Raw genomic sequence first — 24576 nt, forward strand, 5'->3', positions numbered from 1 at the left:
ACACCCCGGCACCCGGCACCCCGGAGACGCCTCCGCCCGCACCTCCCGCCCAGCCCGCCGAACCGCCCGCGGCTGTCGCGCCGCCGGTGGCCGTGGCGTCCCCCGTGACCGCCGCGCCCTCCGAGGCCGCCGAGTCGTCGGTGGCGGCCGAGCCGTCCACGGCCGGCGCGCCGCCCGTTCCGGCGCCCCTCACCCCGCCCGGCGCGGTGGGGCCGGAAGGGAGCGGGGAGACGGGCGGAGGCGGGGACGCGGCCGGGGCCGTCGCTCCGCAGGGGCGTCCGCTGCTCCGGGCCGTCCTGCGCTGGACCGCCGCCGTGGCCGTGTTCGCGGCGGTCGGGGCGTCGACGGCGTACGGCATCACGCGGATGGAGCGGACGGACGTACCGGGTCTGCGGACGGAGTCCGACGGCCGGTGGGCGTACCCGACGCTCACCAAGCCGCCGTTGCCGTCGGGCAGCCCCGCGCCCTTCGCCCGGGCGAACCACTCCAACGCGCACTACGCCGACCTGCGCGCCCTCGTCCTGCCCGCTCCCGAGGGCGCCACTCAGGACAAGGCGCTCGGCGGCTCCGACGGCTGGCTGGCGACGGAGGACTTCCTGAAGGAGTTCGAGGACACGCGACGGGAGCAGATCCGGGAGAAGCTCGTCGACGCCGGCCTGCGGCACATCGCGGCCCGCGGCTGGACCACGCAGGACGGCGCGGACACCCGTGTCTACCTGCTCGGGTTCGGCACCGGGGCGGTGGCCGAGGAGGTGCTCTCCGAGGACTTCACGACGTACGAGACCCCGGTGTATCCGGCGCGCGGTGCCGACATGTACGAGCGCGACGAGGACTTCCCCGCGGCCCCCCAGTCGAAGAACGTCGCGCTGACGCCGTACGTCGAGGCCAAGCCGTACGGTGCCGAGCAGGTCCGCCTGGCGTACCTGAGCGCCGGTGACGTCATGGCGGTGATCGTCCAGTCCCGGAAGGGCACCATGCCCGCGATCCCCTTCCAGCAGACGGTGGTCCTGCAGAGCCAGTTGCTCGAGTGACGGCACGGGTGGGCCCGCGGAACCCGTGAGGGCCTACCTCACACGGAGGGCCGGTCCCTGGCCGCGTAAGCTGGGGGCCGGCCTTGTGTACGTACGGAACCAACTCCGCTCATCCGAGGAGCACCCCGTGGAGATCTTCTTCGAAACCCTGCTGGTCCTGGTCTGCGTCGGTGTCCTCGCCTTCGCTGCCCTGACCGTGAAGAAGCTGTACCAGGGCCAGCGCTGACCGACCACTCCAGGAACTGCCAACCATGATCGAGATCCCGTCCGACCTCCACAAGGACCTCGTCCCCCTCGCCTTCCTGCTGGGCACCTGGGCGGGCGCGGGCGTGCACGACTTCCCGGGCTCGGAGAAGTGCAACTTCGGGCAGGAGGTCACCTTCAGCCACGACGGCCGGGACTTCCTGGAGTACCACTCCCGCACCTGGGTCCTGGACAACGACGGCAACAAGGTCCGGCCCCTTGAGTCCGAGTCCGGCTTCTGGCGGATCCACGGCACCCGCAAGGTCGAGATCACGATGACCCGCGACGACGGCGTCATCGAGATCTGGTACGGCGAGCTGGCCGACAAGAAGCCGCAGATCGACCTGGTCACGGACGCGGTGGCCCGCACGGCCTCCTCCCGCCCCTACACCGGCGGCAAGCGGCTCTACGGCTACGTCAAGAGCGACCTGATGTGGGTCGGCGAGAAGCAGACCCCCGAGGTCGGGCTGCGCCCCTACATGTCGGCCCACCTGAAGAAGGTCGTCACCCCGGAGGAGGTCGAGCGCTGGGCCAAGGCCCTCCCCGACGACCTCCCGGACGACGGCATCGCCTTCTTCAAGTAGGCCTCCGCAAGTAGTTCTAGACTCGTCGGTGTGGTGAGCACCGACTGGAAGAGCGACCTGAGGCAGCGCGGCTACCGGCTGACGCCGCAGCGCCAGCTTGTCCTCGAAGCCGTGGACACCCTGGAGCACGCGACCCCCGACGACATCCTCGTGGAAGTGAGGAAGACGGCGTCGGGGGTCAACATTTCGACGGTCTACCGGACGCTGGAGCTGCTGGAGGAACTCGGCCTGGTCAGCCACGCGCATCTGGGCCACGGCGCGCCGACCTACCACCTCGCCGACCGGCACCACCACATCCACCTGGTCTGCCGGGACTGCCAGAACGTCATCGAGGCGGACGTGAAGGTGGCCGCCGAGTTCACGGCCAAGCTCCGGCAGACCTTCGGTTTCGAGACCGACATGAAGCACTTCGCGATCTTCGGCCGCTGCAAGGACTGCGCGCTCAAGGATTCGACGGCCAAGAGTTCAATTACCGAGTCGTAGGCTTACGTCCATGAAGAGCCCCCTGCTGTCCCTGCCCGGCGCCGTCCCCGCCGAGGGCGTGGACGAAGGCGTCGCCGCCCACTACGGCGACCTGTTCCGCGAGCAGCGCGCCCTCGCCGAGGGCAGCGGCTTCGTCGATCTCTCGCACCGCGGAGTCGTCACCGTCAGCGGTGAGGACCGTCTGAGCTGGCTGCACCTCCTCCTCACCCAGCACGTCAGCGATCTCCCGGCCGGCCAGGCCACCGAGGCCCTGATCCTCTCCGCCCACGGCCACATCGAGCACGCGCTCTACCTGGTCGACGACGGTGCGACGGTGTGGGCGCACGTCGAGCCCGGCACCCAGGACGCGCTGATCGCGTACCTGGAGTCGATGAAGTTCTTCTACCGGGTCGAGGTCGCCGACCGCACCGCCGACACCGCCGTCGTCCATCTGCCCGCCGGCTCCATCGTCGAGGTGCCGGAGGACGTCGTCGTCCGCGAGACCGCGTACGGCCGCGACCTCTTCCTCCCGCGCGCCGACCTGGAGTCGTACGCGGAGAAGGCGGGGCCCCCGGCCGGGATCCTGGCGTACGAGGCGCTGCGTGTGGAGCAGCACCGTCCCCGCGTCGGTTTCGAGACCGACCACCGCACCATCCCGCACGAGCTGGGCTGGATCGGCACGGCGGTGCATCTGCAGAAGGGCTGCTACCGCGGCCAGGAGACCGTCGCCCGCGTGCAGAACCTGGGCAAGCCGCCCCGCCGGCTGGTCTTCCTCCACCTCGACGGCAGCGAGGTCCACCTGCCGCCCCCCGGCACCGAACTCCGGGTCGCCGACGAGGCGCCGGACGGCCGCAAGATCGGCTTCATCACGACGTCCGTGCGCCATCACGAGCTGGGGCCGGTGGCCCTGGCCCTGGTGAAGCGGAACATCCCGGTGGACGCCCCCCTGATGGCCGGCGCGACGGCGGCGGCCCAGGAGGTCGTGGTCGAGCCTTAGGCCCCGGACCCGTCCTAGACCTCGATCAGCACCGTGAACGGGCCGTCGTTCGTCAGCGACACCCGCATCCGCGCGCCGAACCGGCCCGTCGCCACGGTGGCCCCCAGGGCCCGCAGCTGCGTCACGACCTCGTCCACCAGGGGCTCGGCGACGGGCCCCGGGGCGGCCGCGTTCCAGGTCGGACGCCGGCCCTTCCTGGCGTCCCCGTACAGCGTGAACTGGCTGATCACCAGCAGCGGGGCGTCGATGTCGCTGCACGACCTCTCGTCGTGCAGCATGCGCACCGACCACAGTTTGCGGGCGAGCTGGGCCGCCTTCTCCTTGGTGTCCTCGTGGGTCACCCCGACGAGGACGCACAGCCCCTCGCCGTCGATCTCCCCGACCGTCTCCCCGTCGACGACCACCCTCGCGCCGTCCACCCTCTGCACCACAGCTCGCATGCGGACCATCATGCCGGGTGGCCCGCGCGGACCCGCCAAGGGCCCATTTTTGATCCTTTAGGCCCCGTCTGGGCCGTTCGGGGGGACTCGGTCACATCGCGGCGACTTGGGGTGGCACGATGCTTTCCACCACACGCCGGTCGAGGGGACGGTAGAGGGACATGACCACACCGAGTACCGGGCGGCTGGAGACACACCGGCCGCCCGTCCAGCGCAGCGACAGCCCCGGGCTTCCCGGGGAGCCGCCCGAGCCCGAGCTGGCCCGGCTGAGCCTGCCCGAGCTGCGCACCCTGCGGCAGGGCGCCCAGCGCGACGAGGCCGACCTCAGCTATGTACGGCGGCTGCTCCAGGGCCGTATCGACATCCTGCGCGCGGAACTGGCCCGCCGTTCCCCGACCGGCGCGGCCTCCGTGGTCGACCGGCTCCCGGAGATCCTCACCGACGGCCCCGCCCGCCACCGTTCCTCGGCCCGCCACGTCACCCTGGGCACCCCGCACAGCGAGGAGTACGGCCGCCTCGCCGCCGACATGCTCGCCGACGTCGAACTCTCCGACCTCGACGCCCGCACCGACCCGGAACTCCACGCGGCCATGGCCCGCCTGATCGGCTACGAACAGCAGGTCTCCCGACGCCGCCAGCACCTCCAGCGGACGGCGGACGACTGCGGAGCGGAGATCACCCGCCGCTACCGCGAGGGCGAGGCCCAGGTGGACGACCTGCTGGTGTAGAGCCCGGGGGCTTGCGGGGTGCGGGGCTGTGCCCTGGCGGCGGGGCAGGGGGACGGGACGGGGCGTGGTGGCCGCGCGGCCGGCGGGGGCGGGAAAAAACCCGGCGACACACCCCGCCCCCCTGCCTACCGTGGCCCCATGGACGTCCGCCCCCTCACCGACCACGAACTCCGAGACTGGATGCGCGCCCAGAACACGGGCTTCCTGCGTCCCCCCACCGTCACCGACGAGGCCCTGGCAGCCCGCCGAGCCACCCTCGGCGCCTCCCGCCTCTACGGCGCCTTCGACGCGGGCACCTGCGTGGCCACCTTCCGCTCCTTCCCCCAGGAGCTCACGGCGGTGGGCGGCACCCCCGTCCCCGCCGACGCCATCACCAACGTCACCGTGAGCCCCACCCACCGCCGCCGGGGCCTCCTCACCCGCCTGATGTCCGACGACCTGAGGGCCGCGAAGGACCGCGGGGACGTCGTCGCCACCCTCATCGCCGCCGAGTACCGCATCTACGGCCGGCACGGCTTCGGCCCGGCCACGACGATGACCGAGTGGACGATCGACATACCGCGGGCCGGCTTCGACCCCCGCCACCCGGTCCCCCTGGCCGGCGGCCGTATCGACCTGATCGACGGCGAGGAGTTCCGCAAGCTCGGCCCCGCGCTGCACGAGCGGCTGCGCCGCGGCCAGCCCGGTGCCGTCAGCCGCCACGAGTACTGGTGGGAGATGAACACGGGCGTGATACGCCTGCACCCCGAGGAGAGCTGGACCGAGCCGTTCCACGCCGTGTACCGCTCGGCGGACGGCGGGGTCGAGGGGCTGGTCGCGTACACCGCGGACCACCGGTGGACCGACGCCAAGCAGCCGCTGAACACGGCCTCGGTGCAGGGGCTGCTCTCGGTGACCCCGGCCGCGGCGCGAGCCCTGTGGCACTACCTGTGTTCCATCGACTGGATCACCCGGGTGAAGTCGGGCTGGCGCTCCCCGGACGACCTGCTCCCGTTCCTGCTGCCGGATCCGAGGGCGGCGCGCATCACCACCCAGGCGGACTGGCTGTGGGTGCGGTTCCTGGACGTCGTACGGGCTCTGGAGGCGCGTACGTACGACACGGAGGGCGCCCTGGTCCTGGAGGTCGTCGACCGGGCCGGCCTGGCCGGGGGCCGCTTTCTGCTGGACGCGACCCCCGACGGCGCCTCCTGCACGCCGACGGCCCGCGGTGCCGACCTCACCCTGGACGTGGCCGAGCTGGCCTCGCTCTGGCTGGGCGACCAGTCGGCGGCGCGGCTCGCGGCGCTGGGCCGGCTCCGGGAGGAACGAGCGGGCGCCGCCCGGAAGGCCGACGCCCTGCTGCGTACGCCCGAGCGACCGTGGTGCCCGGACCTGTTCTGAGCTCCTTTCCTCGGCCGACGAGAACGGTTCATCCGTAGCTGTTCAGTTGTGGCTGTGCTCAGGTGTCTCGGTTGTGGCTGTGCTCAGGTGGGTCCGCTGTTCGGTTGTGGCTGTGCGCGCGATGTTCGGTTGTGGCTGTGCGGCGATCTGCAGTTGTGGCTGTGCCTCGGTGCCGACTGCTCGGGCTCCCGGCTCCCCTCCGGAAGGAAGCCCGACCGGCCAACCGTCTGAAAGTTTGACCATGTTGTTGAAGTTGGCTGCCAACTTCACTGTACTTATGTCCGCTTGGACGCGGCCTATAACCATCTCTCTTTGAACTGCCTAAAGATGGCGGGAAGTTGTACTGTTCGGTCGTGGAGCCGGAACATGCCTCCGTCAACGACCGGAGGAGGGCGGAACGGCCGCAGCGTTCGCACCGCGAGGTGGCCGACGAGCTGCGCACCCGGATCAGAACCGGCGTGCTGCGGCCGGGCGAGCGCATGCCCACGCAGGCCAAGCTGGCGGACGAGTTCGGGGTGGAGCGCGGTGCCGTACGCCAGGCGCTGCGCATCCTGCAGTCGGAGCACCTGCTCACCAACGTCTCCAAGGGAAGCCCGGCGACCGTCGCCCCGCAGGCGGGCCCGGCCGGTCTCCTGAGCGGCCTCGCGGCGACCCCGCAGCCGTCCATGGTGGGTCTGCCGCCCCGTATCACCGAGGCCTTCGCGGCCGAGCATGTCGAGGTCGACGCCCTGTGCCTCACCGCGGTCTCGCTGACGGCCGCGATCGGCGAACCGCTGCGGCAGATCCACGCCGGACAGCTGAAACCGGCCAAGATCGACGTCCGGGTCCTGCTGCCCTCCCGGAACATCGATCTGGCGTTTCCGACGCCGGTGGACACCTCGGCCACCGAGCGGCTGCAGCGCCACTGGCTGGCCCACCGCAACGCGCAGGGCCAGGTGCTGCGGCACAACCTGCTGACGCTGCGCTCCACGCACGGCATCGAGGTCGACGTCACCTTCCGCGCGCTGCCGTTCACCCCGCCCGTGAAGCTCTATCTGCTGAACGGGGCGGAGGCGCTGTTCGCGTACTACACCGTCCGGCGCCGCGAACAGACGATCGACCAGGAACACCTGGAGATGTACGACGCCGAGGGCACGCGGTCGGTGCTGTTCGCCTTCGAACAGGGGGCCGGGCCGCGCGACTCGGCGTTCGTGGAACAGTCCCAGCGGTGGTTCGACGCACTCTGGGAGACGATCAGCTCGGAGCTGGTGCTCACGAGCTGACGGCGGGGCCGGTGGCGACGAGGGCGAGGACCGCGGCGCCGACCGAGCTGATGGCAGGGCTCCTGACCTTGATGCCGATGCTGAGCAGCAACAGGCCTACGGCGCCGGCGGTGCCGTACTTCCACTGGATGGTCTGTTCGACGCCGACGACGATGGCGGCGGAGACGAGTGCGAGGCCAGTCATGGTGTTCCCCCCTTCGGAGGATCGACGGGGTGAAGCGGAAGGCAAACCGTTCGCCAACTCGGTAGAGTTGGCAACCAACTCTTACTAAGTTGTCCCCACTTGGCACTAGCCTCTAAACAACTTCCAGGCAACTCCCCTTAGATGGATCAAAGTTGTAGCGTTTGGTCGTGACCCAGGAGAGCGTGGCGGAGAACGTGGCAGTGAACGGCACCAGGAAGTCGCCCCAGGAGATCGCCGACATCCTGCGGGAACGCATCCGCGTCGGTGACCTCAAGGCCGGCGACCGCCTCCCCACCCAGGCCGAGCTCGCCGACGAGTTCGGGGTGGAGCGCGGTGCCGTACGCCAGGCACTGCGCGCGCTGCAGGACGACGGGCTCCTCACCAACGTCAGCAAGGGCAGCCCGCCGCGCATCGCCGAACCGCCCGCCCCCGGTCACGACGAGCCCCAGCCCACCATGGTCGGTCTGGCCCCCCGCCTCACCGCGGCCTTCTCCGCCCCGCACGTCCGCATCGACGCTGCCTGTCTGACCGCCGAGAGCCTGATCCCGGCCCTGGGCGAGCCGCTGCGGCTGATCCACGCCGGCGAGATCCACCCCCAGAAGATCGACGTCCGCATCCTGCTGCCGTCCCGGCGCATCAACCTCGCCTTCCCGGTCCCGGTCGACGGCCGGGGTGACGACGACCCCGTCCACCAGCGCTGGCTGGCGATGCGCAACGCCCAGGGCCATGTCCTGCGCCACAACCTGCGGACCCTGCGCTCCCACGGCATCGAGGTCGACATCACCTTCCGCGCGCTGCCGTTCACCCCGCCGGTCAAGCTCTACCTGCTCAACGGCACCGAGGCGCTGATGGCGTACTACATGGTCGAGCGGCGGGAGGAGTCCACCGACAGCGGAACGCTCGACATGTACGACGTGATGGGCACCGAGTCCCTTCTCTTCTCCTTCGAGTCCTCGGCCGGTCAGCGCGACGCCGCGTTCGTGGAGGAATCCCAGAAGTGGTTCAACGCCCTCTGGGAAACCATCACGACGGACCTGACACTCTCCTAGTGACTTCTGATACGAAGCAGACTGAACAGGTGGCAGCCGACACCGAGAACGACAAGGGAAACGGGACCGCGGATCTGCGGGAGTCGATCGCGCGTACGAGAGTCGTCCTGTGGGACTTCGACGGGCCGATCTGCCGGCTCTTCGCCGGGCACTCGGCGGAGGACGTGGCCGACGGGCTGGTGGAGTGGCTCGAAGGGCGGGGCCTGCACCATCTGCTGACGGAGTCCGAGCGGGAGTCGCTGGACCCGCACGTCGTCCTGCGCGCCGTGGACCGCCTGCGCCCCGGCAGCGACCTGGTGGACGAACTGGAGGAACGTCTCACCCAGGAGGAGATGCGGGCCGCGTCCTCCGCCATGCCCACGGCGTGGGCCGACCCCCTGATACGCACCTGGACGGCCGTGGGCCTGCGCCTGGCCATCACCACCAACAACTCCCCGCGCGTGGTCGCCAAGTACCTCACCGGCCGGGGCCTCATCTCCTGCTTCGCCCCCCACGTCTACGGCCGCACCCAGGACCTGGCGCTCCTCAAGCCCCACCCGCACTGCCTGCACCGCGCCCTGTCCGCCATGGGTTCGGCCCCCGGGGCCGCCCTGATGATCGGCGACACCCCCTCCGACTTCCTCGCCGCCCGCGAGGCGGGCGTCCCCTTCCTCGGGTACGCGCGCAACGAGCGCAAGGAGAAACTGCTCAGGGGAGCGGGCGCGACGATGGTGGTGAACTCGCTGGAGACGGTGCTGAGGGCGGTCAGGGAACAGTCCTGAGCATCAACACCACGAGCACACAGGCCGCCACGACGGCGAGCATGTCGTGCCGGGCCCGTATGCCCACCGCCACGGTGAGCATCAGCATCACCCCCAGCGCGCCCAGCTTCGCCTGCACCGTCAAGCCGGCGCAGTATCCGAGGAGTTCGAGGAGCGCCGATAACAGGAGCACGGCCTTCCACCTCCCTGCCATTTCCGGTGAAGCCAGCAGGTGTCGGTCCAATTGGACCGGTTGACGTGAGGTGGGTTTCCCCTGCCTGATTGATCCTTAACCGGCTTGAGTTGTCGGTGACTTGACCGGTGACGGTTTGCCGGTGGACGGGTGGCGGTACGGTCGCGGTGTGGAAGGGCAGCAGAGTGCCGGTGCCGGCGGCCGCGAGTTCCAGCGGGTCGCCGACGTGCTGCGCTCACGGATGACCGACGGGACGTATCCGCTGCGCTCCTTCCTGCCCTCCCAGCGTGATCTGGCGGAGGAGTTCGGGGTCTCCCGGGACACCGTCCAGCGCGTGATGCGGGAGCTGGTCAGCGAGGGCTGGATCGAGTCCCGTCAGGGCAGCGGGTCCCGGGTGGTGAAGACCCAGCGGATCCAGTCGTCCACCCCCAAGGCCACCCGCTTGCGGCACGGAGCGACGCTCGGCCCCCTGCTCAGCGAGGCCTTCGAGCTGCCCGAAGTCACCCTGGACGTCTACACGTTGACGTCCGAGTCGCTGGACGCGCACATCCGGCTGCAGGCCGAGCGGATCCACGGTGGCTCCATAGCTCCCGAGCGGATCGGGCTGCGCATGATCCTGCCCGACCAGGCGCTGAACCTGCCCTATCCGAGGGTCAAGGACGACAAGGACGACGACCGGCTGCGGAACCGGCTGCAGGCCATCACGGACCGTCACACGGAATCGCTGCGCGGCGTTCTCAAGGAGCTGAGGACCGAGAAACTCGTGCCCTCCGTGGATGTCCAGATCCGGTACGCCCCCCTCACACCGGCCTTCAAGCTCTACCTCTTCAACGGCGCGGAGGCACTGCACGGCCCCTACGAGGTGATCCAGCGCCAGATCGAGCTGGATTCGGGTGAGGAGGTCACCGCCCTCGACGTGCTGGGCCTCGGTGCGACGCTCACCCACCAGGTGAAGGACGCCGACCCGGACTCACCCGGCACCGTCTTCGTCGACACCTGGCAGGCCTGGTTCGACTCGGTCTGGAATCTTCTCGCCGAATAGCTCGGACGGCTGCGCTAGCATGCCCCAATCACTTGAGCAACAGCTCCCGTCCATACGTATGAGGCCGAAACAAGCCTGTCTCGAACGGCCTGACGCAAGCGAGTGGCCACCACCCATTGTGCTTACTTGATCGTCGCTGCGGCCGTGCGGCGCATTTACCGTTTGCCCTACCCATTCCTGCGCGACCCTCCGGAGCGGCCAGTGGTCGACCACCTTGTTCCCCCTCGGCACCTCGGGGAACGAGCCGCCCAGGACGCGGTCCTGCGAGCCTTTGTCGAGGCAGCGGAATCGACGCAGGCGTCCAGCGGCCACCACAATCGCAACTATGTGCTGCCGCTGACGGAGGACGTGGCCCGGCTGCTGGGCCGTGACCCCGGCACCTCGGTCACGGTGCGTGTCCCTCGCTTCGACGCGCTGCCGGTGGTGATCAGGACCTGGCAGAACGAGGCGGTGATCCTCAAGGCCGTGCGCAGCGCCCTGCCGCACGCGCCCGAGTGCCTGGTCAAGCGGCCGGGGTACGCCATCCACAGCTATGTGGAAGGCGTGCCGCTCTCCACCATCTGCGGAAACGGTAAACCCGTCGACACGCTGCTCCTGAAGGCGCTGACCCGGCTGCTGGCCCAGATGACCCAGGTGCGCCGCGCGGCGCTGCCGCCCCTGCCGGTCTCCTGGCCCGCCAACCACAGCGACAGCCAGGCGTTCCTGAAGACCCTGGCCCACCGCGCCGACCAGCAGATCCGCAAGCCCAACTGGGCCGAGTTCGGTGGGCTGTTCACTGCGCTGGGCATTTCCGACAACGCCCTGCTCGGGCTGGCCGAGCGGGTTCCCGCGATGACCCGGCGCCCGTACAGCCTGCTCCACGCGGACCTGCACCGGGACAACCTGATCGTGACGTACGACGGTGATCCGCCCCTCATCTGCGTCGACTGGGAGCTCGCGACCTACGGCGACCCCCTGCACGACCTGGCGACGCACCTGGTGCGCATGCGGTACCCCGCCCACCAGCGGCCCGAGGTGATCGACGCCTGGGTCGAGGCGATGGAGGAGTTCCGGCCCGGCGCGGTCCACGGCATGGCCAGGGATCTGCGCCACTACCTGGACTTCGAGCGCGCGCAGTCGGTCTACCCGGACGTCATGCGGGCCGCGCGGTCGCTGCAGGACTCGTTCACCCAGAAGAGCCTGGACGAGGCGACGGTGGAGGTGGGCAGGGCGCTGAACGCGGCGGCGGAGCCGCTGCGGCTCAGGAACGTTCCCACGGCCGACGAGATCGAGCGCGCCCTCTTCCGGTGGCTGGCGTCCCGCGGCGACGTCAGCGGCCGGCACTGGATCGCGAAGGCCTGCGACTGGCAGCCGGATCCGCGCTTCCCGGAACATCCCGACTTCCCCGCGTCCGCCGTACGGGACGCCCTGCTCGCCGAGGGGGCGGCCCCGGCGCACCGGGTGTTCAAGGGCACCGCCCACCTCAACTCGGTGGTCTGGGTCCCCGGCATTCCCGATCCCGTGGTCGTACGCCGCAAGCTGCGCAACGTCTCGCGCAGAGAGCCGAGTTACCTGAGCGAGCACGTGGTCCTCAGGGCCATCCAGGAGTCGGGCGTCCGGGTGGCGGCGCCGAAGGTGTTCGCGCTGGGCAAGAGCTATCCCGACGACCCCTTCACCATTCACACGTACGTCGGCACCCCTATCGACGAGCCTCCCGACCACCCGGTGGACGGCCTGCGGCTGCACGAGGCGGACGCCCTCGTCGACCAGCTGTGCGAGCTCACGCGCGTGGACCATCTCAGGGTCGCTCCCGCCGAAGGGGAGGTCCACTTCTACGGGTGGCTGACGGAGCAACTGGTCGACCTGGTCCGCAATCTGCCCAAGGAGTCGCTGCAGCTGGCGCGTACGCTCGGGCTGCCCGACGACTGGCGGCTCCGGGAGATCCTGTCCCGGCACACCGTGAGTCAGCGGGCACCCGCCCTGCTGCACGGCGACCTCAACCCGTGGAATCTCGTGCGCCGCAACGACGACATGGCCCTGACCATCATCGACTGGGAGATGGCCATCGTCGGCGATCCCCTGTACGACCTGGTCCGGCACATGCATCTGACCCCGACCCGGCCGGAGATCCGGGCCCGGATGTTCCGGCGGTGGGAGAAGCAGCTGCCGAAGCGTTACACCAGGAACTGGAGCCACGACAGCCGGGTCTACCGCTGGATCGAGCTCGTCCGCTCCGCCTACATCGACCTCGACCGCCTGGTCACCGGGTCCAGCCTCGACGCCCCCAACGTCCGCCGCGCCGTGAACTCCTACGCCGCGACCCTCGCCGCGGCCACCGCGTCGCTGGGTCTTCCCCTGCCGGCCACGGCGAACCCGTATCTTGCCCGGGCCCTGGCCTAGGTGGACCATGGCATGCACTGAACTCCGTTATGTCCAGGGACATTTGCACCCCCTTGCGGGGGTGGGGCGCGAGGGGGACGGGCATGTCCGCGCGGGGGAGTGGAACGACGGGTGACGGCGGGGTGGGGCACGCGCTCCGGCGCTACACGGAGCGCTTCGAGCCGGTGGTCGTCCGGGTCCTGCTGCTCGGGATCTTCGTCACCGGCCTGACCGCGCAGTTCGTCAAGCCGGTCGGGGACGCCCTGGAGGGCAAGGCGTATCTGGGCGGCGCTCTCCTCAGCCTGGTCGGCTACGTGCTCTACGACGCGGTGAAGGACCTGTCCAGCACACTGCGGCTGCCGACCCGGGGGCAGGTGAAGTCGCGGGAGCTCGGCCTCTTCGTGAGTGAGGCGTTCCGGGCGCGGACGGTGGACATAAGGTTTCTCGGCTACACGGGGGAAACGCTCTACAACGAGCTGTACCACCGCCTGGAGAGCCTCCTCGACGACCCCGGCCCCACCCGCCATGTCACCATCCGCGTCCTCATCCCCGACTTCGGTCAGGCCATGACGGTCCCGTCGAGGGTGGGCGACACCGGGCTCCCCGTCGACGACCCCGAGTTCCGCAGGCGCCTGGAGCGCAAGTGCCAGGAGTACGACGAGACGCTGTCGACGCTGGCGGAACGGCTGACCGCCGCCGGCCGGATCAACGCCCGCTGCGAGTACCGCCTCTATCCCGGCATCCCCCGGGACAAGATCTGCGTCTTCAACCGTGAGCTGGTGCTGCACGGCCTCTACGACGTCATGGCGCGCACCGTGCTGCGCGGCGCGGCCCCCGAGTACTACGACCCCAAGGGCTACCGCACGGACCTCAACGTCTGGTCCCTGGAGGGCTCCGAGGACTCCAAGACCCTGATCGCCACCTGGAACCGGCACCTCGACAACCTCTGGACCCTGGCCGCACCCCCACCGTGGCGCGACCCCGCGCCCGCACCCGGTCCTGCCCCCGCACCCGCACCCGGTCCTTCCCCCGCGCCCGCACCCGCCCCCGCACCGGCCTCCTGAACCCGCCGTAGGCTCACCGTATGAGCGAGACCGGGCTGCGTGAGCGCAAGAAGCAGCGGATGTACCAGGCCGTGTCGGACATCGCCGTCCGGCTTTTCCTGGAGCGGGGCTTCGACGCGGTGTCCGTCGCGGAGGTCGCGGCGGCCGCGGAGATCTCCAAGCCCACCCTCTTCCGGTACTTCCCGGCCAAGGAGGACCTCGTCCTCCACCGGATCGCCGACCACGAGGGGGAGGCCGCGCGGGTGGTCGCCGCCGCGCGGGCCGAGGGAACCGCCCCCCTGGCCGCCCTGCGCCGGCACTTCCTGGACGGACTCGCCGCGGCCGACCCGATCACCGGTGTCAACGACCACCCGCAGGTCCGGGCCTTCCACACCCTCCTCTACGGCACCCCGTCCCTGGTCGCCCGGCTCCACGCCCACCTGGAACGCTCCGAGGCCGCCCTCGCCGAAGCCCTCGGCGGCGGCCTCGGCGCCCGGCTGGCGGCCGGCCAGATCATCGCCGTACGGCGGATCCTCGCCGAGGAGAACTGGCGGCGGATCTCCGCGGGGGAGCGGGTGGAGGACGTACGGCGGGAGGCGGTCGACGCGGCCGGGCGGGCGTTCGCGGCCCTGGAGGCGGGGCTTCCGCACCTGGCCGCCGGCGGAGGGAGCGGCCCGGGACCCGGGCATCCGGGAACGATCGTGACTGAGTAAAAAAAGTAACCCGGTAACGTTTTTTCGCTATCCTCGGCCCATGACGTCTGCCGACCCCGCCGCGAAGGACCTGGAAGCCCCGGAAGCCCCGCAAGCCCCGCAAGCCCCGGAAGACCTCGCCACCGCCCTCGACCGCGAACGCGCCCACCACGACGCCTGCCGTGCCGCCCTCGCCGCCATGGTCGAGGACGCCGGCCTCCAGGTCGTCACCGGCGAGGACGTCTCCGCGTCCGGCGCCGACGCCGAGGTCCTCGGCTTCGGACTGCGCAGCCGCGCCAAGGCCCTGCGCGAACTCCCCGAAGGCCCGCTGTTCTTCGGCCGCCTGGACTTCGTACGGGGGACCGGGCAGCACATCGGCCGGCTCCGCGTCAGCGAGCACCCCGCCGCCCCGCCCCTCGTCGTCGACTGGCGCGCCCCCGTCTCCCGCGCCTTCTACCAGGCCGGCGCTCGTGACCCCCAGGGCGTCGCCGTGCGCCGGCGGTTCGGCTGGGCGCCCGGCAGCCGCGGCGACTCCGCCGATCTGACCGGCCTGGAGGACGAGTACCTGGCGGACGGCGACGCCTCCGAGGCCACGGCCCCCGGCGCCCTCCTCACCCGCGAGCTCGAACGGCCCCGCGTCGGCCCCATGCGCGACATCGCCGCCACCATCCAGCCCGAGCAGGACGACCTCGTACGCGGCGAACTCGCCGGCTCGGTCTGTGTGCAGGGCGCCCCCGGCACCGGCAAGACCGCCGTCGGCCTGCACCGGGCCGCCTACCTCCTCTACACCCACCCGCAGCGCATCAGGCGCGGCGGTCTGCTGATCCTCGGCCCCAACCGCACCTTCCTCTCCTACATCGCCGAGGTCCTGCCCTCTCTCGGCGAGACCGGCGTACGCCAGTCCACCCTCCAGGACGAGATCGCCCGCCACCCGGTCACCGGGACCGACACCGACCGGGCCGCCGCGCTCAAGCACGACGCGCGGATGGCCGAGGTGCTGCGCCGGGCGGTGTACGGGCGGGTGACGGCCGGCCACGCCGAGGACCTGGCCGTACCCGACGGGTCGTACCGCTGGCGGATCGCGGGCCGCGAACTGACGGAGACCGTCACCGGGGTCCTCGCCGAGGAACCGCCGTACGAGGTCGGCCGGGAACGCGTCCGCAGCCGGATCGTGCGCCGGATCCAGACGCAGGCGGAACGGCGCGCCGGCCCGCGCCCGGGCTCCTGGCTGCGCCGGATCGAGCGGGCGCGGGCGGTGAGCGCGTGCGTGGACGCGATGTGGCCCAAGGTACGGCCGGAGGAACTGCTGGCCCGGCTGCTGAGCGACCCGGAGGCGCTGGGCGCGGCGGCCGACGGTCTGCTGGAACCCTCGGAGCAACGGTGCCTGCTCTGGTCCCGCCCGCCCCGCTCGCCCAGGTCCGCGCGCTGGTCGGCGGCCGACCTCGTCCTCCTCGACGAGATCGCCGGGCTCGTCGGACATCCCGAGGGCTACGGCCATGTCGTCGTCGACGAGGCCCAGGACCTCTCCCCGATGGAGTGCCGGGCCGTCGCCCGCCGCGTTCCCTTCGGCTCGCTCACCGTCCTCGGCGACCTCGCCCAGGGCACCACCCCGTGGGCGGCGCGCTCCTGGCGGGTGCAGATGACCCACCTGGGCAAGCCCGACGCCGAGATCGTCCCGCTGACCACCGGCTTCCGTGTCCCCGGCGCGGTGCTCGCCCTCGCCAACCGCCTCCTCGCCCGCCTCGACGCGGACGTGCCCCCGGCCCGCTCCCTGCGCCGCGACGGCGAGCTGCGCGTCCGCCGCGCGGACGGTGACCTGGCACCGGCGGTCGTCGCCGCCGTACGCGACGCGCTCACCCACGAGGGTTCGGTGGGCGTGGTCACCCCGGACGCCGAGACCTCCCGCGTCCGCGAGGCCCTCACCGCGGCCGGCGTCGACCCGACGGCCGGCCGGGTCACGGTCATCGCCGCCACCCTCGTCAAGGGCCTCGAGTACGACCACGTCGTCGCCGTGGAGCCGGCCGCGATCGCCGAGGCCGAACCACGCGGCCTGAACCGGCTGTACGTGGTGCTGACCCGCGCGGTGTCCCGACTGGAGGTGGTGCACGCCCGGGAGCTGCCGTGGGAGCGCGAGTGAGCGACGGGCCGGCCGCCCGCGGGCCGGACGGGCCCACTACGGTCCCGCCATGACGACCGACAGCGCCGGCTTCGCCGCGATCCCCACGACCACCCTCGCCGATCTGCTGGGCCGCGCCCACGTCATGGACATCGGTGTACGTCCCCTCTGGGGCCCGGTGCCACGCGTCGCCGGGCCCGCCTTCACCGTCAGCTGCCCGCCCGGCGACAACCTGATGCTGCACGCCGCGATCCATCGCGCGGGTCCCGGCTCGGTCGTCGTGGTCGAGTCGGGCGACCTCGACCACGCGCTGGCCGGTGGCAACGTCTGCGCCGTGGCGCAGCGGCGGGGGGTCGCGGCCTTCGTCCTGGACGGCCTGATCCGGGACCTCGCCGAGGTGCGCGAGGCCGGCTTCCCCGTCCACGCCCGGGGCGTCATCCCGGTACCGGGCGCGAAGGCGGCCGTCCGGTCGCTCGGGTTGCGGGTGCGGTGCGGGGGCGTCGACGTCGATCCCGGCGATGTGGTCGTCGCCGACGAGGAGGGCGTGGTGGTCGTACCGGCCGCCCGCCGCACGGAGATCCTGGAAGCGGCCCGCGCCACGCCGGCCGCGGAGGCCGCCGAGTCCCTCGACACCTGGGAGCGGGCCCACCGCGCCCGCATCGACCGGATCCTCGCGGACCACGGCCACCAGGACTGAAGGGTTTACCGATGCTGCTCTTCCTCGACGTCGACGGCACCTTGATCCCGTTCGGGGGCCCGGCCCCCTGTCCGGAGTTCCGGGTGCCCGGCGTGCCGTCCCCCGCCCACCCCCTGCTGCCCCGGCTCGACCCGGCGTTCGGCCCCCGTCTGCTCGCGCTGGGGTGCGAGCCGGTGTGGGCGACGACCTGGCTGGACGACGCGAACGACGTCGTCGCCCCCTGGCTCGGCCTGCCCCCGCTGCCGGTGGTGGAGTGGCCGGACGAGGAGACGCCGGGCGGCGGCCCGCACGGGAAGACGCCGGCGCTGGTCGCCTGGGCCGCGGGGCGCCCCTTCGTCTGGCTGGACGACGAGATCACCGCCGCCGACCGCGCCTGGGTGGCCGCCCGGCACCCCGCGCCGGCCCTCCTGCACCGCGTCGACCACCGGTACGGGCTCACCGACCGGGACTTCGCGGTGGTGGAGGAGTGGATCGGCGGGGAGGGCCGCCGCGGCTAGGGCCGCCGCGCCCGGTGGTGCGCGAGGGGGGCTCACCCCTTGACGGCCTCCGCGATCCGAAGGGCGGCCTGGGCGGGGGTGAGGTGGGTGGTGTCGACGACCTCGGCCTCGTCGTGCAGCCAGGTGCGGGCCGCCTCGGCGTAGGGTTCCAGGTACTGGAGGCGGAAGGGGGAGGGGCCGAGAACCGTGTCCCCCTCGATGCGCGCGCGGAGGGTGTCCTGGTCGGCGTGGAGGACGAAGTGCCGTACGGGGATGGCGTGGTGGGCGAGGCCCGCGCTGATCTCGCGCCAGTACTGCTCGACCAGGACGGTCATGGGCATCACCAGGGTGCCGCCGGTGTAGTCGAGTACACGGCGGGCGGTCTCCACCACGAGCTGCCTCCAGGGCGGCCAGTGCTGGAAGTTGTCGGTCCCGGGCAGCCCCGGCCTGATGTCCATGAGCGTCTCGCCGACCTTCTCGGCGTCGAACACCCGTGAGTCCGGGATCAGCTGCTGCACGAGCGGACCGGTCGTCGTCTTGCCCGCGCCGTGGGTGCCGTTGAGCCATACGATCACGGGATCCCACGCTAGCGGTGTGCGGGCGGCGGGAACGGGTACGGCGGGAATCAGGCTGACGCGGGGCGCGGCGGGTCACGGAGGGGCGCGGCGGGTCACGGAGGGTCAGTCCCGGTGACACGGAACACTATTGCAAGCAGGTGCTTGCAATAGTTAGCGCCGAGGGTGCACAGTGGAGGCATGGCATCGCTCAACGTCGGCAATCTCGGTGACTACCTGCGAGAGCAGCGGCGCAACGCCCAGCTCTCGTTGCGGCAGCTCGCCGACGCCGCCGGGGTGTCCAATCCGTACCTGAGCCAGATCGAGCGCGGCCTGCGCAAGCCGAGCGCGGAGGTGCTCCAGCAGGTCGCCAAGGCCCTGCGCATCTCCGCCGAGACGCTGTACGTGCGGGCCGGGATCCTCGACGCGGAGCGGGACCGGGACGAGGTCGAGACCCGCGCGGTCATCCTCGCCGATCCCACCCTGACCGAGGCGCAGAAGCAGGCGCTGCTGCAGATCTACGAGTCCTTCCGCAAGGAGAACGGATTCAGCGAAGGTTCGCCGGAGACCCCGGAGCACGAGAGCGGCGCCGATCCGCAGCAGACGGCCAGTTGACCGGACCAGGGGACCGGCCGCCCGACTGCGGACCCGTACGACCCTCAGCCGAAGACGACGAACACGACGAACGCGAATCCGGGAGGACCTACACCATGGCCATCACCGACGACCTGCGCAAGACCCTCAGCGACCCGACCCCGCTCTACTTCGCCGCGGGTACCGCCGACCTCGCGCTCCAGCAGGCGAAGAAGGTGCCGGCCCTGGTGGAGCAGCTGCGCGCCGAGGCCCCGGCCCGTATCGAGGCCGTGCGCAACACCGACCCCAAGGCCGTGCAGGAGAAGGCCGCCGCCCGTGCCAAGGAGGCCGGTGCCAAGGCCAAGGAGGCGCAGGAGACCTTCCAGACCAAGGTCAACGACTTCATCGCCACCCTCGACGGCGACATCAAGAAGCTCGGCAGCACGCTCGACGCCGACCTGAAGAAGCTCGGCGAGTCCGCGCAGGACCTCGCGCTGCGCGGTGTCGGCGTCGCCGCCGAGTACGCCGTCAAGGCCCGTGAGACCTACGAGAAGGTCGCCGAGCACGGCGAGCAGGCCGTGAAGACCTGGCGTGGCGAGGCCGCCGAGGAGATCGAGGAGCTGGCGATCGTGGTCGAGGGCAAGGAAGAGCCCAAGACCGCTCCGGCCGAGGTCAGGACCGAGCCGAAGCCCGCTCCGGCCGCCGCGCCGAAGCCCGCCCCGGCCGCCGCGCCGAAGCCCGCCCCGGCCGCCGCGCCGAAGCCCGCCCCGGCCGCCGAGGCAAAGATCGCGCCCGTGCCGGCGCCCGCCAAGAAGACGGTGCCGCAGGCCAAGAAGGCCCCGGCCGCCCGCAAGGCCACCCCGAAGAAGACGACGCCGCCGGCCAAGTGAGACCCGCCGGCGACCCGGCCGCGGCGGCCGCCGCGGACCCCGACGGATACACGGACACGCATAACGGCATACGGTCACGGGCCGGGCACTCATACGGTGCCCGGCCCGTTGTACGGGTGACGAGAGCGTGGTTGCGGGTACGGTGACCGCGTAAGGACGAACCGGTCGTGCCGAGTCGGGTGGTGGACGTAGTGCTGATGCAGGGGTTCGCAGGGTTCATGTCGCTGCTGAGCCTGGCCCTGATCGTGTTCAGCGGCTTCGCTCTGATCGACGCGGCCGTCCGCCGCGAGGACGGTTACCGCGCGGCCGACAAGCAGACCAAGCCCTTCTGGATGATCATCCTGGGGCTCGCCTTCGTGGTGAACCTGATCTTCCCGATCCTGTCGTTCCTGCCGATCATCGGCCTGATCGCGACCATCGTCTACATGGTCGACGTCCGTCCCGCCCTGCGCTCCCTGCCGGGCGGCGGCCGGACCCGCAGGGGCGGCTCCAGCAGCGACGGCCCCTACGGCCCCTACAACGGCGGCCGGTAGCACCCAGGCCCTGAGGGGCAGGGGGTGCGGCCCCCTGCCCAGGAGCGGCAGGGCCACGGCCCTCCGCCCAGGAGCACGGGCAACCGCGCGACCAGCGACGACGAGTCGCACCCCGCACCCGACGCGACGCCCAACGGCGCCCGCGCGCGGCCTCCTGCGGTTCGGTGCCGGCGGGAGGGCAGCGAGGCGACCCGGGTCCCCGACCGCCACCGGAGACTCACGCGCGGTCCCCACGACGGCACCCCCGGGCGGAGCGCTACGGCACCCGGTCCAGCAGCACCACGGCCACGTCGTCCGTCAGCTCGCCCCCGTTGAGCTCCCGCACCTCGCTCACCGCGGCACGCAGCAGTTCCTCCCCGCTCAGCCCCTCGGCCAGCTGCCGGCGGATCATCTCCACCATGCCGTCCTGCCCGAGCCGCTCCCGGCCCTCGCCGATCCGCCCCTCGATCAGACCGTCGGTGTAGAGCATCAGGCTCCACTCCGCGCCCAGCTCGACCTGCATCCGCGGCCAGCGGGCGCCGGGCAGCAGCCCCAGCGCGGGACCGTTGTTCTCCTGCGGCAGCAGCCGCGCCGGCCGGTCCGGGCGGGCGATCAGCGGCGCGGGGTGGCCGGCCAGGCACAGGCCCGCCCGCCGTCCGTCGGGCGCGATGTCCACCGTGCACAGGGTCGCGAAGATCTCGTCGTCGTCGCGCTCGTGCTCCAGCACCTGCTGGAGGGTGTTCAGCAGCTCGTCCCCGCACAGCCCGGCCAGGGTCAGCGCCCGCCAGGCGATGCGCAGCTCCACGCCGAGCGCCGCCTCGTCCGGGCCGTGCCCGCAGACGTCGCCGATCATGGCGTGCACAGTGCCGTCCGGGGTGCGGACGGTGTCGTAGAAGTCGCCGCCGAGCAGCGCGCGGGAGCGGCCGGGGCGGTAGCGGGCGGCGAACCGCAGCGGGGAGCCCTCCAGGAGGGGCGTGGGCAGCAGGCCGCGCTCCAGGCGGGCGTTCTCCTGCGCGCGCAGCTTGCCCTCGGCGAGCCGCCGCTCGGCCGTGTCGGAACGTTTCCTCTCCACGGCGTAGCGGATCGCACGGCTCAGCAGCCGGCCGTCCAGCTCGTCCCGGAAGAGGTAGTCCTGGGCGCCGACGCGCACGGCCTCGGCGCCGCGCTCGGCGTCGCCGGACGCGGTGAGCGCGAGCACGGCGTGCCGGGGCGCGAGCCGCAGGACGTGCCGCAGGACGGCGAGTTCGTCCTCGGGCTCGCCGGCCCTGCCCGGCGCGGGCAGCGCCAGGTCGAGCAGGATGCAGTGCACGTCGTCGGTGAGCAGCCGCCCGGCCTCGGTGAGGTTGCGCGCGGTGCGGACCCGGATCGGCTTGCCGTCCGAGTCGAGCAGGTCGGGGACGATCGGCGCGGCCGTGGGGTCGTCCTCGATCAGCAGCAGGGTGAGCGTGGTGTGGGCGGTGTCGCTGTCGGCCGTCGCCGCGTTGCGAACGGGCTCGTCCTTGCGGGCGGCTTCCCGCCGGGGCGGGGCTACGTCGTTGGAGGGGCCGCCTGCAGCGGGTACGGCCTGCGCCTGACCGGTCTCCACGGCCGGGATCGCTCTCTGCCGCGGTACGGGTGCGGGCATTGTGTCGGGTTCCTTCCCTCCCCCCGAGGGCATGGCGGGGACGAGGGACCTCGACCCACCGACGGGGACCATAGCGGCAGAAGGCGCCGCAGCGGAATGGTGTACGGCACGTCGCTTGATCTCAGGCCAGTGTCATATGCCGCGTTCCCTATCGCAGTTGGGCAGGTCGGTACAGGGGTGGGGATGACGAACGTCACGTCCACAAGGGATTTGGCGGACCGGTGCACGTGCCGTGGGTCACGTGGTGGCGGTCACGCGACCCTTGATGTCACGTCCTCGTCTGCGAGTCACGCCCTTTCGACCGATTCGCCCGCTCGTCGTCCGGCAGGCCGCCGGGCGCCGTCCCGCCTCAGGCGTCCGGTCGCACCACCGCGAGGATCGGCATCGTCCCCGCCCCGGCGAGGGTGACCGTACGGCCCGGGCGCGGGGCGTGGATGATCGCGCCGTCGCCCACGTAGAGCGCGACATGGCTGGCGTCGTCGAAGTAGATGATCAGGTCGCCGGGACGCATGTCCTTGATGTCGACGTGCTCGAGCTGCTTCCACTGTTCCTGCGAGGTGCGCGGTATCGACCGGCCGGCGCTCTTCCAGGCCTCGGAGGTCAGCCCGGAGCAGTCGAACGAGTCCGGACCCTCGGCGCCCCACACGTACGGCTTGCCGATCTGGGCGGTGGCGTACTCGATGGCCTTCTTGCCCTGCGCGGTCGCCTTGCCGTCGATCTCGTCGAGGATGCCGGTGTCCAGCCAGGCGGTCTGGGCCTGCTGGTCGGCCTGTTCCTGGAGTTGGGCGAGGCGCTCCTTCTCCTTCTTCTCCAGCTGGGACTCGAGCTTCTCGGCCGCCGCGATCTGCTTCTCGATCTTCTTCTGGGCCGCCGCCTTGGCCTTGCGGTTGGCCTCCAGCTTCTTCCACTGCGCGGAGGCGTCCTTGGAGTACTGCTCCAAGTCCTCCTGGGTGCGGGTCACTTCGGCGATCAGGCCCTTGGTCGCGCGCTGGCCCTGGAGCACCCGGCCGGCGCCGTCGAGGAACTCGGTGGGGTCCTCGCTCAGCATCAGCTGGGCCTCGTCCGGCAGCCCGCCCGTGCGGTACTGGGAGCGGGCGGCGGCCCCGGCGCGGTCCTTCAACTCGGCCAGTCTCTCCTGGCCTTCGACGATCTTCTTGGCGAGGGCGACGATCTCGGCCGACTGCTCCTTCGCCGCCTCCTCGGCCGCGTTGTACGCGTCGGTGGCGACCGCCGCGTCGTGGTAGAGCGTCTCCAGCTTCGCGCGGACCTCCTCCAGGTCCTTGCTGGGCGGGAGCGTCAGGTCCGGGTCGGTCGTCGCCGTCGGGGACGGGGAGGGGTCTGGGCTCGCGAACGCCGCGCCGGGTGCCCCCAGCACGGTCACCGCGCAGACGACCGCCACCGCCGCCACGAACAGGCCGCGCTTGCCCGGTCCCATACCTCTTCCCCCAAACTGATGTCCCGTCAGTAACATACGGTGCCCGGGGGATCGTGCCACGTCACGGCCGAAAACGACAGAGCCCGACACGGAACCGACAGATACCGGCGGCCGGAGCCCCTCGATCGACCGATGGAGCCCTTCCCCCTTCTCCCTCCCCGGCACTCCCCTGGTGTGATGATCTCGCCGTCAATGTGACGAACGACTCACGGAGATCGTTCCCCGGTGACACGAACGGGTGCGGCGGAAGGGTGAAGGGTCACCGAAGCGGCGCCAACGCCCCCCACCGCACCGTCACTTCCCCCTGCCGCCAGCGCACGGGCCCGTCCGTCACCGGCCAGTCGGCCGCGAGGTCCCGCACCGTGCGGATCCAGCGCTGGCGGGCGCCGTACGACGCGTAGGGCGCGGCGGCCGCCCAGGCGCGGTCGAAGTCGCGCAGGAACCTGTGCACCGGTTCCCCGGGGACGTTGCGGTGGATCAGCGCCTTGGGCAGCCGCTCCGCGAGGTCCGACGGCCGGTCCAGGGAGCCCAGCCGGGTCGCGAAGGTGACCGTGCGCGGCCCCTCGGGTCCGAGCGCCACCCACACGTGCCGGCGCCCGATCTCGTCACAGGTCCCCTCGACGAGCAGCCCGCCCGCCGAGGTCCCCGTCGCCGGGGCGAGCCGCGCGCACAGCCGCTCCCAGACGTCGGCGACCTGGTCCTCGTCGTACTGCCGCAGCACGTTGGCGGCGCGCACCAGGTGCGGGCGCCGGGGGAGGGGGATCTCGAACCCGCCGTGCCGGAAGCTGAGCCCGTCGCGTTCGTAGGGCTTGGCCGCCGCGACCCGCGCGGGCTCGATCTCGACGCCCACGACACGCGTGCGTGGCGCGACGGAACGCAGTCTGGACAGCAGTTCGACGGCGGTCCAGGGCGCCGCCCCGTATCCGAGGTCGACGGCCACCGGATCGGCGGCCCGCCGCAGCTCGGCGCCGTGCACCGCGGCGATCCAGCGGTCCATGCGGCGCAGCCGGTTGGGGTTGGTGGTCCCGCGCGTGACCGTGCCCACAGGGCGGGATGCTGCGCGGGCTGACATGGATACGAGGGTATGCGGAGCCCGGGGGTGGCACCCGGGGCGGGCGGGCGCCCGGGGCGGGCGGGGCCTCGCCGGGGCCTGCCGCCGCCGGACCCTGCACGACCAGGACCGGCGCCCGCGAGCCCGGGACGCATCCGGGCCTCGAACGGTTGAGCGACCCCGGTAACGCTCCGGCAAAAATCACCTCACGCCCGGTCCC

26 protein-coding genes are annotated in these 24576 nt (G+C 71.7%); 19 read left to right on the plus strand and 7 right to left on the minus strand.

Annotation, left to right across the window (positions count from 1 at the left end; all coding sequences use genetic code 11):
- Window positions 1–140 precede the first annotated feature (140 nt).
- From ACFY2L_RS37685 to ACFY2L_RS37700, 4 genes are all read left to right on the plus strand, one after another.
- Entirely contained in the window at window positions 141–1031 is an 891-nt protein-coding gene (locus tag ACFY2L_RS37685) for a hypothetical protein (protein ID WP_390660629.1), read from the plus strand.
- Between the two features lie 251 nt (window positions 1032–1282).
- A complete protein-coding gene (locus ACFY2L_RS37690) occupies window positions 1283–1858 on the plus strand; it encodes an FABP family protein (RefSeq protein ID WP_390660549.1) in 576 nt (191 codons plus the stop codon).
- 30 nt (window positions 1859–1888) lie between these two features.
- Complete coding sequence (locus ACFY2L_RS37695; RefSeq protein WP_390660548.1) at window positions 1889–2341, plus strand: Fur family transcriptional regulator; 453 nt, start codon at window positions 1889–1891, stop codon at window positions 2339–2341.
- A gap of 10 nt (window positions 2342–2351) precedes the next feature.
- Window positions 2352–3317, plus strand: a complete 966-nt coding sequence (locus tag ACFY2L_RS37700; protein ID WP_390660547.1) for a YgfZ/GcvT domain-containing protein — start codon at window positions 2352–2354, stop codon at window positions 3315–3317.
- Window positions 3318–3331: 14 nt separating this feature from the next.
- Here ACFY2L_RS37700 and dtd read toward each other — a convergent pair whose 3' ends face one another.
- Entirely contained in the window at window positions 3332–3757 is a 426-nt protein-coding gene (dtd, locus tag ACFY2L_RS37705; protein ID WP_390824591.1) for a D-aminoacyl-tRNA deacylase, read from the minus strand.
- 161 nt (window positions 3758–3918) lie between these two features.
- Between dtd and ACFY2L_RS37710 the strand changes: the two genes are divergently transcribed.
- The 3 genes from ACFY2L_RS37710 (at window position 3919) to ACFY2L_RS37720 (ending at window position 7127) form a co-directional block, all read left to right on the plus strand.
- Entirely contained in the window at window positions 3919–4485 is a 567-nt protein-coding gene (locus ACFY2L_RS37710; protein ID WP_390824592.1) for an aerial mycelium formation protein, read from the plus strand.
- Between the two features lie 138 nt (window positions 4486–4623).
- Window positions 4624–5865 (plus strand): GNAT family N-acetyltransferase, encoded by a 1242-nt coding sequence (locus ACFY2L_RS37715; protein WP_390824593.1) that lies wholly within the window; start codon window positions 4624–4626, stop codon window positions 5863–5865.
- 353 nt (window positions 5866–6218) lie between these two features.
- Complete coding sequence (locus ACFY2L_RS37720) at window positions 6219–7127, plus strand: winged helix-turn-helix domain-containing protein (RefSeq protein WP_390660543.1); 909 nt, start codon at window positions 6219–6221, stop codon at window positions 7125–7127.
- Here the strand turns inward: ACFY2L_RS37720 and ACFY2L_RS37725 are convergent.
- Window positions 7117–7311: a hypothetical protein gene (locus ACFY2L_RS37725; protein ID WP_390660542.1), complete on the minus strand. Its 195-nt coding sequence runs from the start codon at window positions 7309–7311 to the stop codon at window positions 7117–7119. The two genes, ACFY2L_RS37720 and ACFY2L_RS37725, sit on opposite strands and share 11 nt — an antisense overlap.
- 161 nt (window positions 7312–7472) lie before the next feature.
- Here ACFY2L_RS37725 and ACFY2L_RS37730 point away from each other — a divergent pair, with 161 nt between their 5' ends.
- Entirely contained in the window at window positions 7473–8360 is an 888-nt protein-coding gene (locus ACFY2L_RS37730) for a winged helix-turn-helix domain-containing protein (RefSeq protein WP_390660541.1), read from the plus strand.
- 29 nt (window positions 8361–8389) lie between these two features.
- The gene (locus ACFY2L_RS37735) at window positions 8390–9121 is read left to right on the plus strand and encodes an HAD family hydrolase (protein WP_390660540.1); all 732 of its coding nucleotides are present in this window, start codon (window positions 8390–8392) and stop codon (window positions 9119–9121) included.
- On the opposite strand, the gene ACFY2L_RS37740 is transcribed toward ACFY2L_RS37735, so the two are convergent.
- Window positions 9105–9293, minus strand: a complete 189-nt coding sequence (locus tag ACFY2L_RS37740) for a hypothetical protein (RefSeq protein WP_390660539.1) — start codon at window positions 9291–9293, stop codon at window positions 9105–9107. The two genes, ACFY2L_RS37735 and ACFY2L_RS37740, sit on opposite strands and share 17 nt — an antisense overlap.
- Before the next feature lie 169 nt (window positions 9294–9462).
- Here ACFY2L_RS37740 and ACFY2L_RS37745 point away from each other — a divergent pair, with 169 nt between their 5' ends.
- The 7 genes from ACFY2L_RS37745 to ACFY2L_RS37775 all read left to right on the plus strand — a co-directional run bounded on the left by ACFY2L_RS37745 (window position 9463) and on the right by ACFY2L_RS37775 (window position 17738).
- The gene (locus tag ACFY2L_RS37745; protein WP_390660538.1) at window positions 9463–10335 is read left to right on the plus strand and encodes a winged helix-turn-helix domain-containing protein; all 873 of its coding nucleotides are present in this window, start codon (window positions 9463–9465) and stop codon (window positions 10333–10335) included.
- A 261-nt stretch (window positions 10336–10596) separates the two neighbouring features.
- On the plus strand, window positions 10597–12714 hold the full coding sequence (locus ACFY2L_RS37750; protein WP_390660628.1) for a phosphotransferase: 2118 nt from the start codon (window positions 10597–10599) through the stop codon (window positions 12712–12714).
- An 83-nt stretch (window positions 12715–12797) separates the two neighbouring features.
- On the plus strand, window positions 12798–13757 hold the full coding sequence (locus ACFY2L_RS37755; protein WP_390824594.1) for a hypothetical protein: 960 nt from the start codon (window positions 12798–12800) through the stop codon (window positions 13755–13757).
- Window positions 13758–13777: 20 nt separating this feature from the next.
- The gene (locus ACFY2L_RS37760; protein ID WP_390824595.1) at window positions 13778–14449 is read left to right on the plus strand and encodes a TetR family transcriptional regulator; all 672 of its coding nucleotides are present in this window, start codon (window positions 13778–13780) and stop codon (window positions 14447–14449) included.
- A gap of 40 nt (window positions 14450–14489) precedes the next feature.
- Window positions 14490–16565, plus strand: a complete 2076-nt coding sequence (locus tag ACFY2L_RS37765; RefSeq protein WP_390824596.1) for a HelD family protein — start codon at window positions 14490–14492, stop codon at window positions 16563–16565.
- A 49-nt stretch (window positions 16566–16614) separates the two neighbouring features.
- Entirely contained in the window at window positions 16615–17241 is a 627-nt protein-coding gene (locus ACFY2L_RS37770) for an RraA family protein (RefSeq protein ID WP_390824597.1), read from the plus strand.
- 11 nt (window positions 17242–17252) lie between these two features.
- Window positions 17253–17738, plus strand: coding sequence for a hypothetical protein (locus ACFY2L_RS37775; RefSeq protein WP_390660534.1), 486 nt, complete (start codon window positions 17253–17255; stop codon window positions 17736–17738).
- 32 nt (window positions 17739–17770) lie between these two features.
- Here the strand turns inward: ACFY2L_RS37775 and ACFY2L_RS37780 are convergent, their stop codons facing one another.
- Complete coding sequence (locus ACFY2L_RS37780; RefSeq protein ID WP_390660533.1) at window positions 17771–18292, minus strand: ATP-binding protein; 522 nt, start codon at window positions 18290–18292, stop codon at window positions 17771–17773.
- 180 nt (window positions 18293–18472) lie between these two features.
- Here ACFY2L_RS37780 and ACFY2L_RS37785 point away from each other — a divergent pair, with 180 nt between their 5' ends.
- The 3 genes from ACFY2L_RS37785 (at window position 18473) to ACFY2L_RS37795 (ending at window position 20267) form a co-directional block, all read left to right on the plus strand.
- Window positions 18473–18886, plus strand: a complete 414-nt coding sequence (locus ACFY2L_RS37785) for a helix-turn-helix domain-containing protein (protein ID WP_390660532.1) — start codon at window positions 18473–18475, stop codon at window positions 18884–18886.
- Window positions 18887–18981: 95 nt separating this feature from the next.
- The gene (locus ACFY2L_RS37790; RefSeq protein ID WP_390824598.1) at window positions 18982–19734 is read left to right on the plus strand and encodes a hypothetical protein; all 753 of its coding nucleotides are present in this window, start codon (window positions 18982–18984) and stop codon (window positions 19732–19734) included.
- Window positions 19735–19931: 197 nt separating this feature from the next.
- Window positions 19932–20267 (plus strand): DUF2516 family protein, encoded by a 336-nt coding sequence (locus ACFY2L_RS37795; protein ID WP_390660627.1) that lies wholly within the window; start codon window positions 19932–19934, stop codon window positions 20265–20267.
- A gap of 256 nt (window positions 20268–20523) precedes the next feature.
- Here the strand turns inward: ACFY2L_RS37795 and ACFY2L_RS37800 are convergent, their stop codons facing one another.
- From ACFY2L_RS37800 to ACFY2L_RS37810, 3 genes are all read right to left on the minus strand, one after another.
- Complete coding sequence (locus ACFY2L_RS37800; RefSeq protein WP_390660530.1) at window positions 20524–21870, minus strand: PP2C family protein-serine/threonine phosphatase; 1347 nt, start codon at window positions 21868–21870, stop codon at window positions 20524–20526.
- Between the two features lie 349 nt (window positions 21871–22219).
- Window positions 22220–23305 (minus strand): NlpC/P60 family protein, encoded by a 1086-nt coding sequence (locus tag ACFY2L_RS37805; protein ID WP_390660529.1) that lies wholly within the window; start codon window positions 23303–23305, stop codon window positions 22220–22222.
- Window positions 23306–23564: 259 nt separating this feature from the next.
- A complete protein-coding gene (locus ACFY2L_RS37810) occupies window positions 23565–24377 on the minus strand; it encodes a class I SAM-dependent methyltransferase (RefSeq protein ID WP_390660528.1) in 813 nt (270 codons plus the stop codon).
- Between the last annotated feature and the right edge of the window lie 199 nt (window positions 24378–24576).

This window comes from Streptomyces sp. NPDC001381 (assembly GCF_042895685.1).
GTDB lineage: Bacteria > Actinomycetota > Actinomycetes > Streptomycetales > Streptomycetaceae > Streptomyces.

Bases quoted from the DNA above. Each gene is read 5' to 3' on its own strand.
- dtd (WP_390824591.1), bottom strand. From the start codon at position 3,757: ATGCGAGCTGTGGTGCAGAGGGTGGACGGCGCGAGGGTGGTCGTCGAC.
- ACFY2L_RS37690 (WP_390660549.1), top strand. From the start codon at position 1,283: ATGATCGAGATCCCGTCCGACCTCCACAAGGACCTCGTCCCCCTCGCC.
- ACFY2L_RS37725 (WP_390660542.1), bottom strand. From the start codon at position 7,311: ATGACTGGCCTCGCACTCGTCTCCGCCGCCATCGTCGTCGGCGTCGAA.
- ACFY2L_RS37710 (WP_390824592.1), top strand. From the start codon at position 3,919: ATGACCACACCGAGTACCGGGCGGCTGGAGACACACCGGCCGCCCGTC.
- ACFY2L_RS37700 (WP_390660547.1), top strand. From the start codon at position 2,352: ATGAAGAGCCCCCTGCTGTCCCTGCCCGGCGCCGTCCCCGCCGAGGGC.
- ACFY2L_RS37775 (WP_390660534.1), top strand. From the start codon at position 17,253: ATGCTGCTCTTCCTCGACGTCGACGGCACCTTGATCCCGTTCGGGGGC.
- ACFY2L_RS37785 (WP_390660532.1), top strand. From the start codon at position 18,473: ATGGCATCGCTCAACGTCGGCAATCTCGGTGACTACCTGCGAGAGCAG.
- ACFY2L_RS37760 (WP_390824595.1), top strand. From the start codon at position 13,778: ATGAGCGAGACCGGGCTGCGTGAGCGCAAGAAGCAGCGGATGTACCAG.
- ACFY2L_RS37805 (WP_390660529.1), bottom strand. From the start codon at position 23,305: ATGGGACCGGGCAAGCGCGGCCTGTTCGTGGCGGCGGTGGCGGTCGTC.
- ACFY2L_RS37810 (WP_390660528.1), bottom strand. From the start codon at position 24,377: ATGTCAGCCCGCGCAGCATCCCGCCCTGTGGGCACGGTCACGCGCGGG.
- ACFY2L_RS37765 (WP_390824596.1), top strand. From the start codon at position 14,490: ATGACGTCTGCCGACCCCGCCGCGAAGGACCTGGAAGCCCCGGAAGCC.
- ACFY2L_RS37800 (WP_390660530.1), bottom strand. From the start codon at position 21,870: ATGCCCGCACCCGTACCGCGGCAGAGAGCGATCCCGGCCGTGGAGACC.
- ACFY2L_RS37755 (WP_390824594.1), top strand. From the start codon at position 12,798: ATGTCCGCGCGGGGGAGTGGAACGACGGGTGACGGCGGGGTGGGGCAC.
- ACFY2L_RS37790 (WP_390824598.1), top strand. From the start codon at position 18,982: ATGGCCATCACCGACGACCTGCGCAAGACCCTCAGCGACCCGACCCCG.
- ACFY2L_RS37715 (WP_390824593.1), top strand. From the start codon at position 4,624: ATGGACGTCCGCCCCCTCACCGACCACGAACTCCGAGACTGGATGCGC.
- ACFY2L_RS37795 (WP_390660627.1), top strand. From the start codon at position 19,932: ATGCAGGGGTTCGCAGGGTTCATGTCGCTGCTGAGCCTGGCCCTGATC.
- ACFY2L_RS37770 (WP_390824597.1), top strand. From the start codon at position 16,615: ATGACGACCGACAGCGCCGGCTTCGCCGCGATCCCCACGACCACCCTC.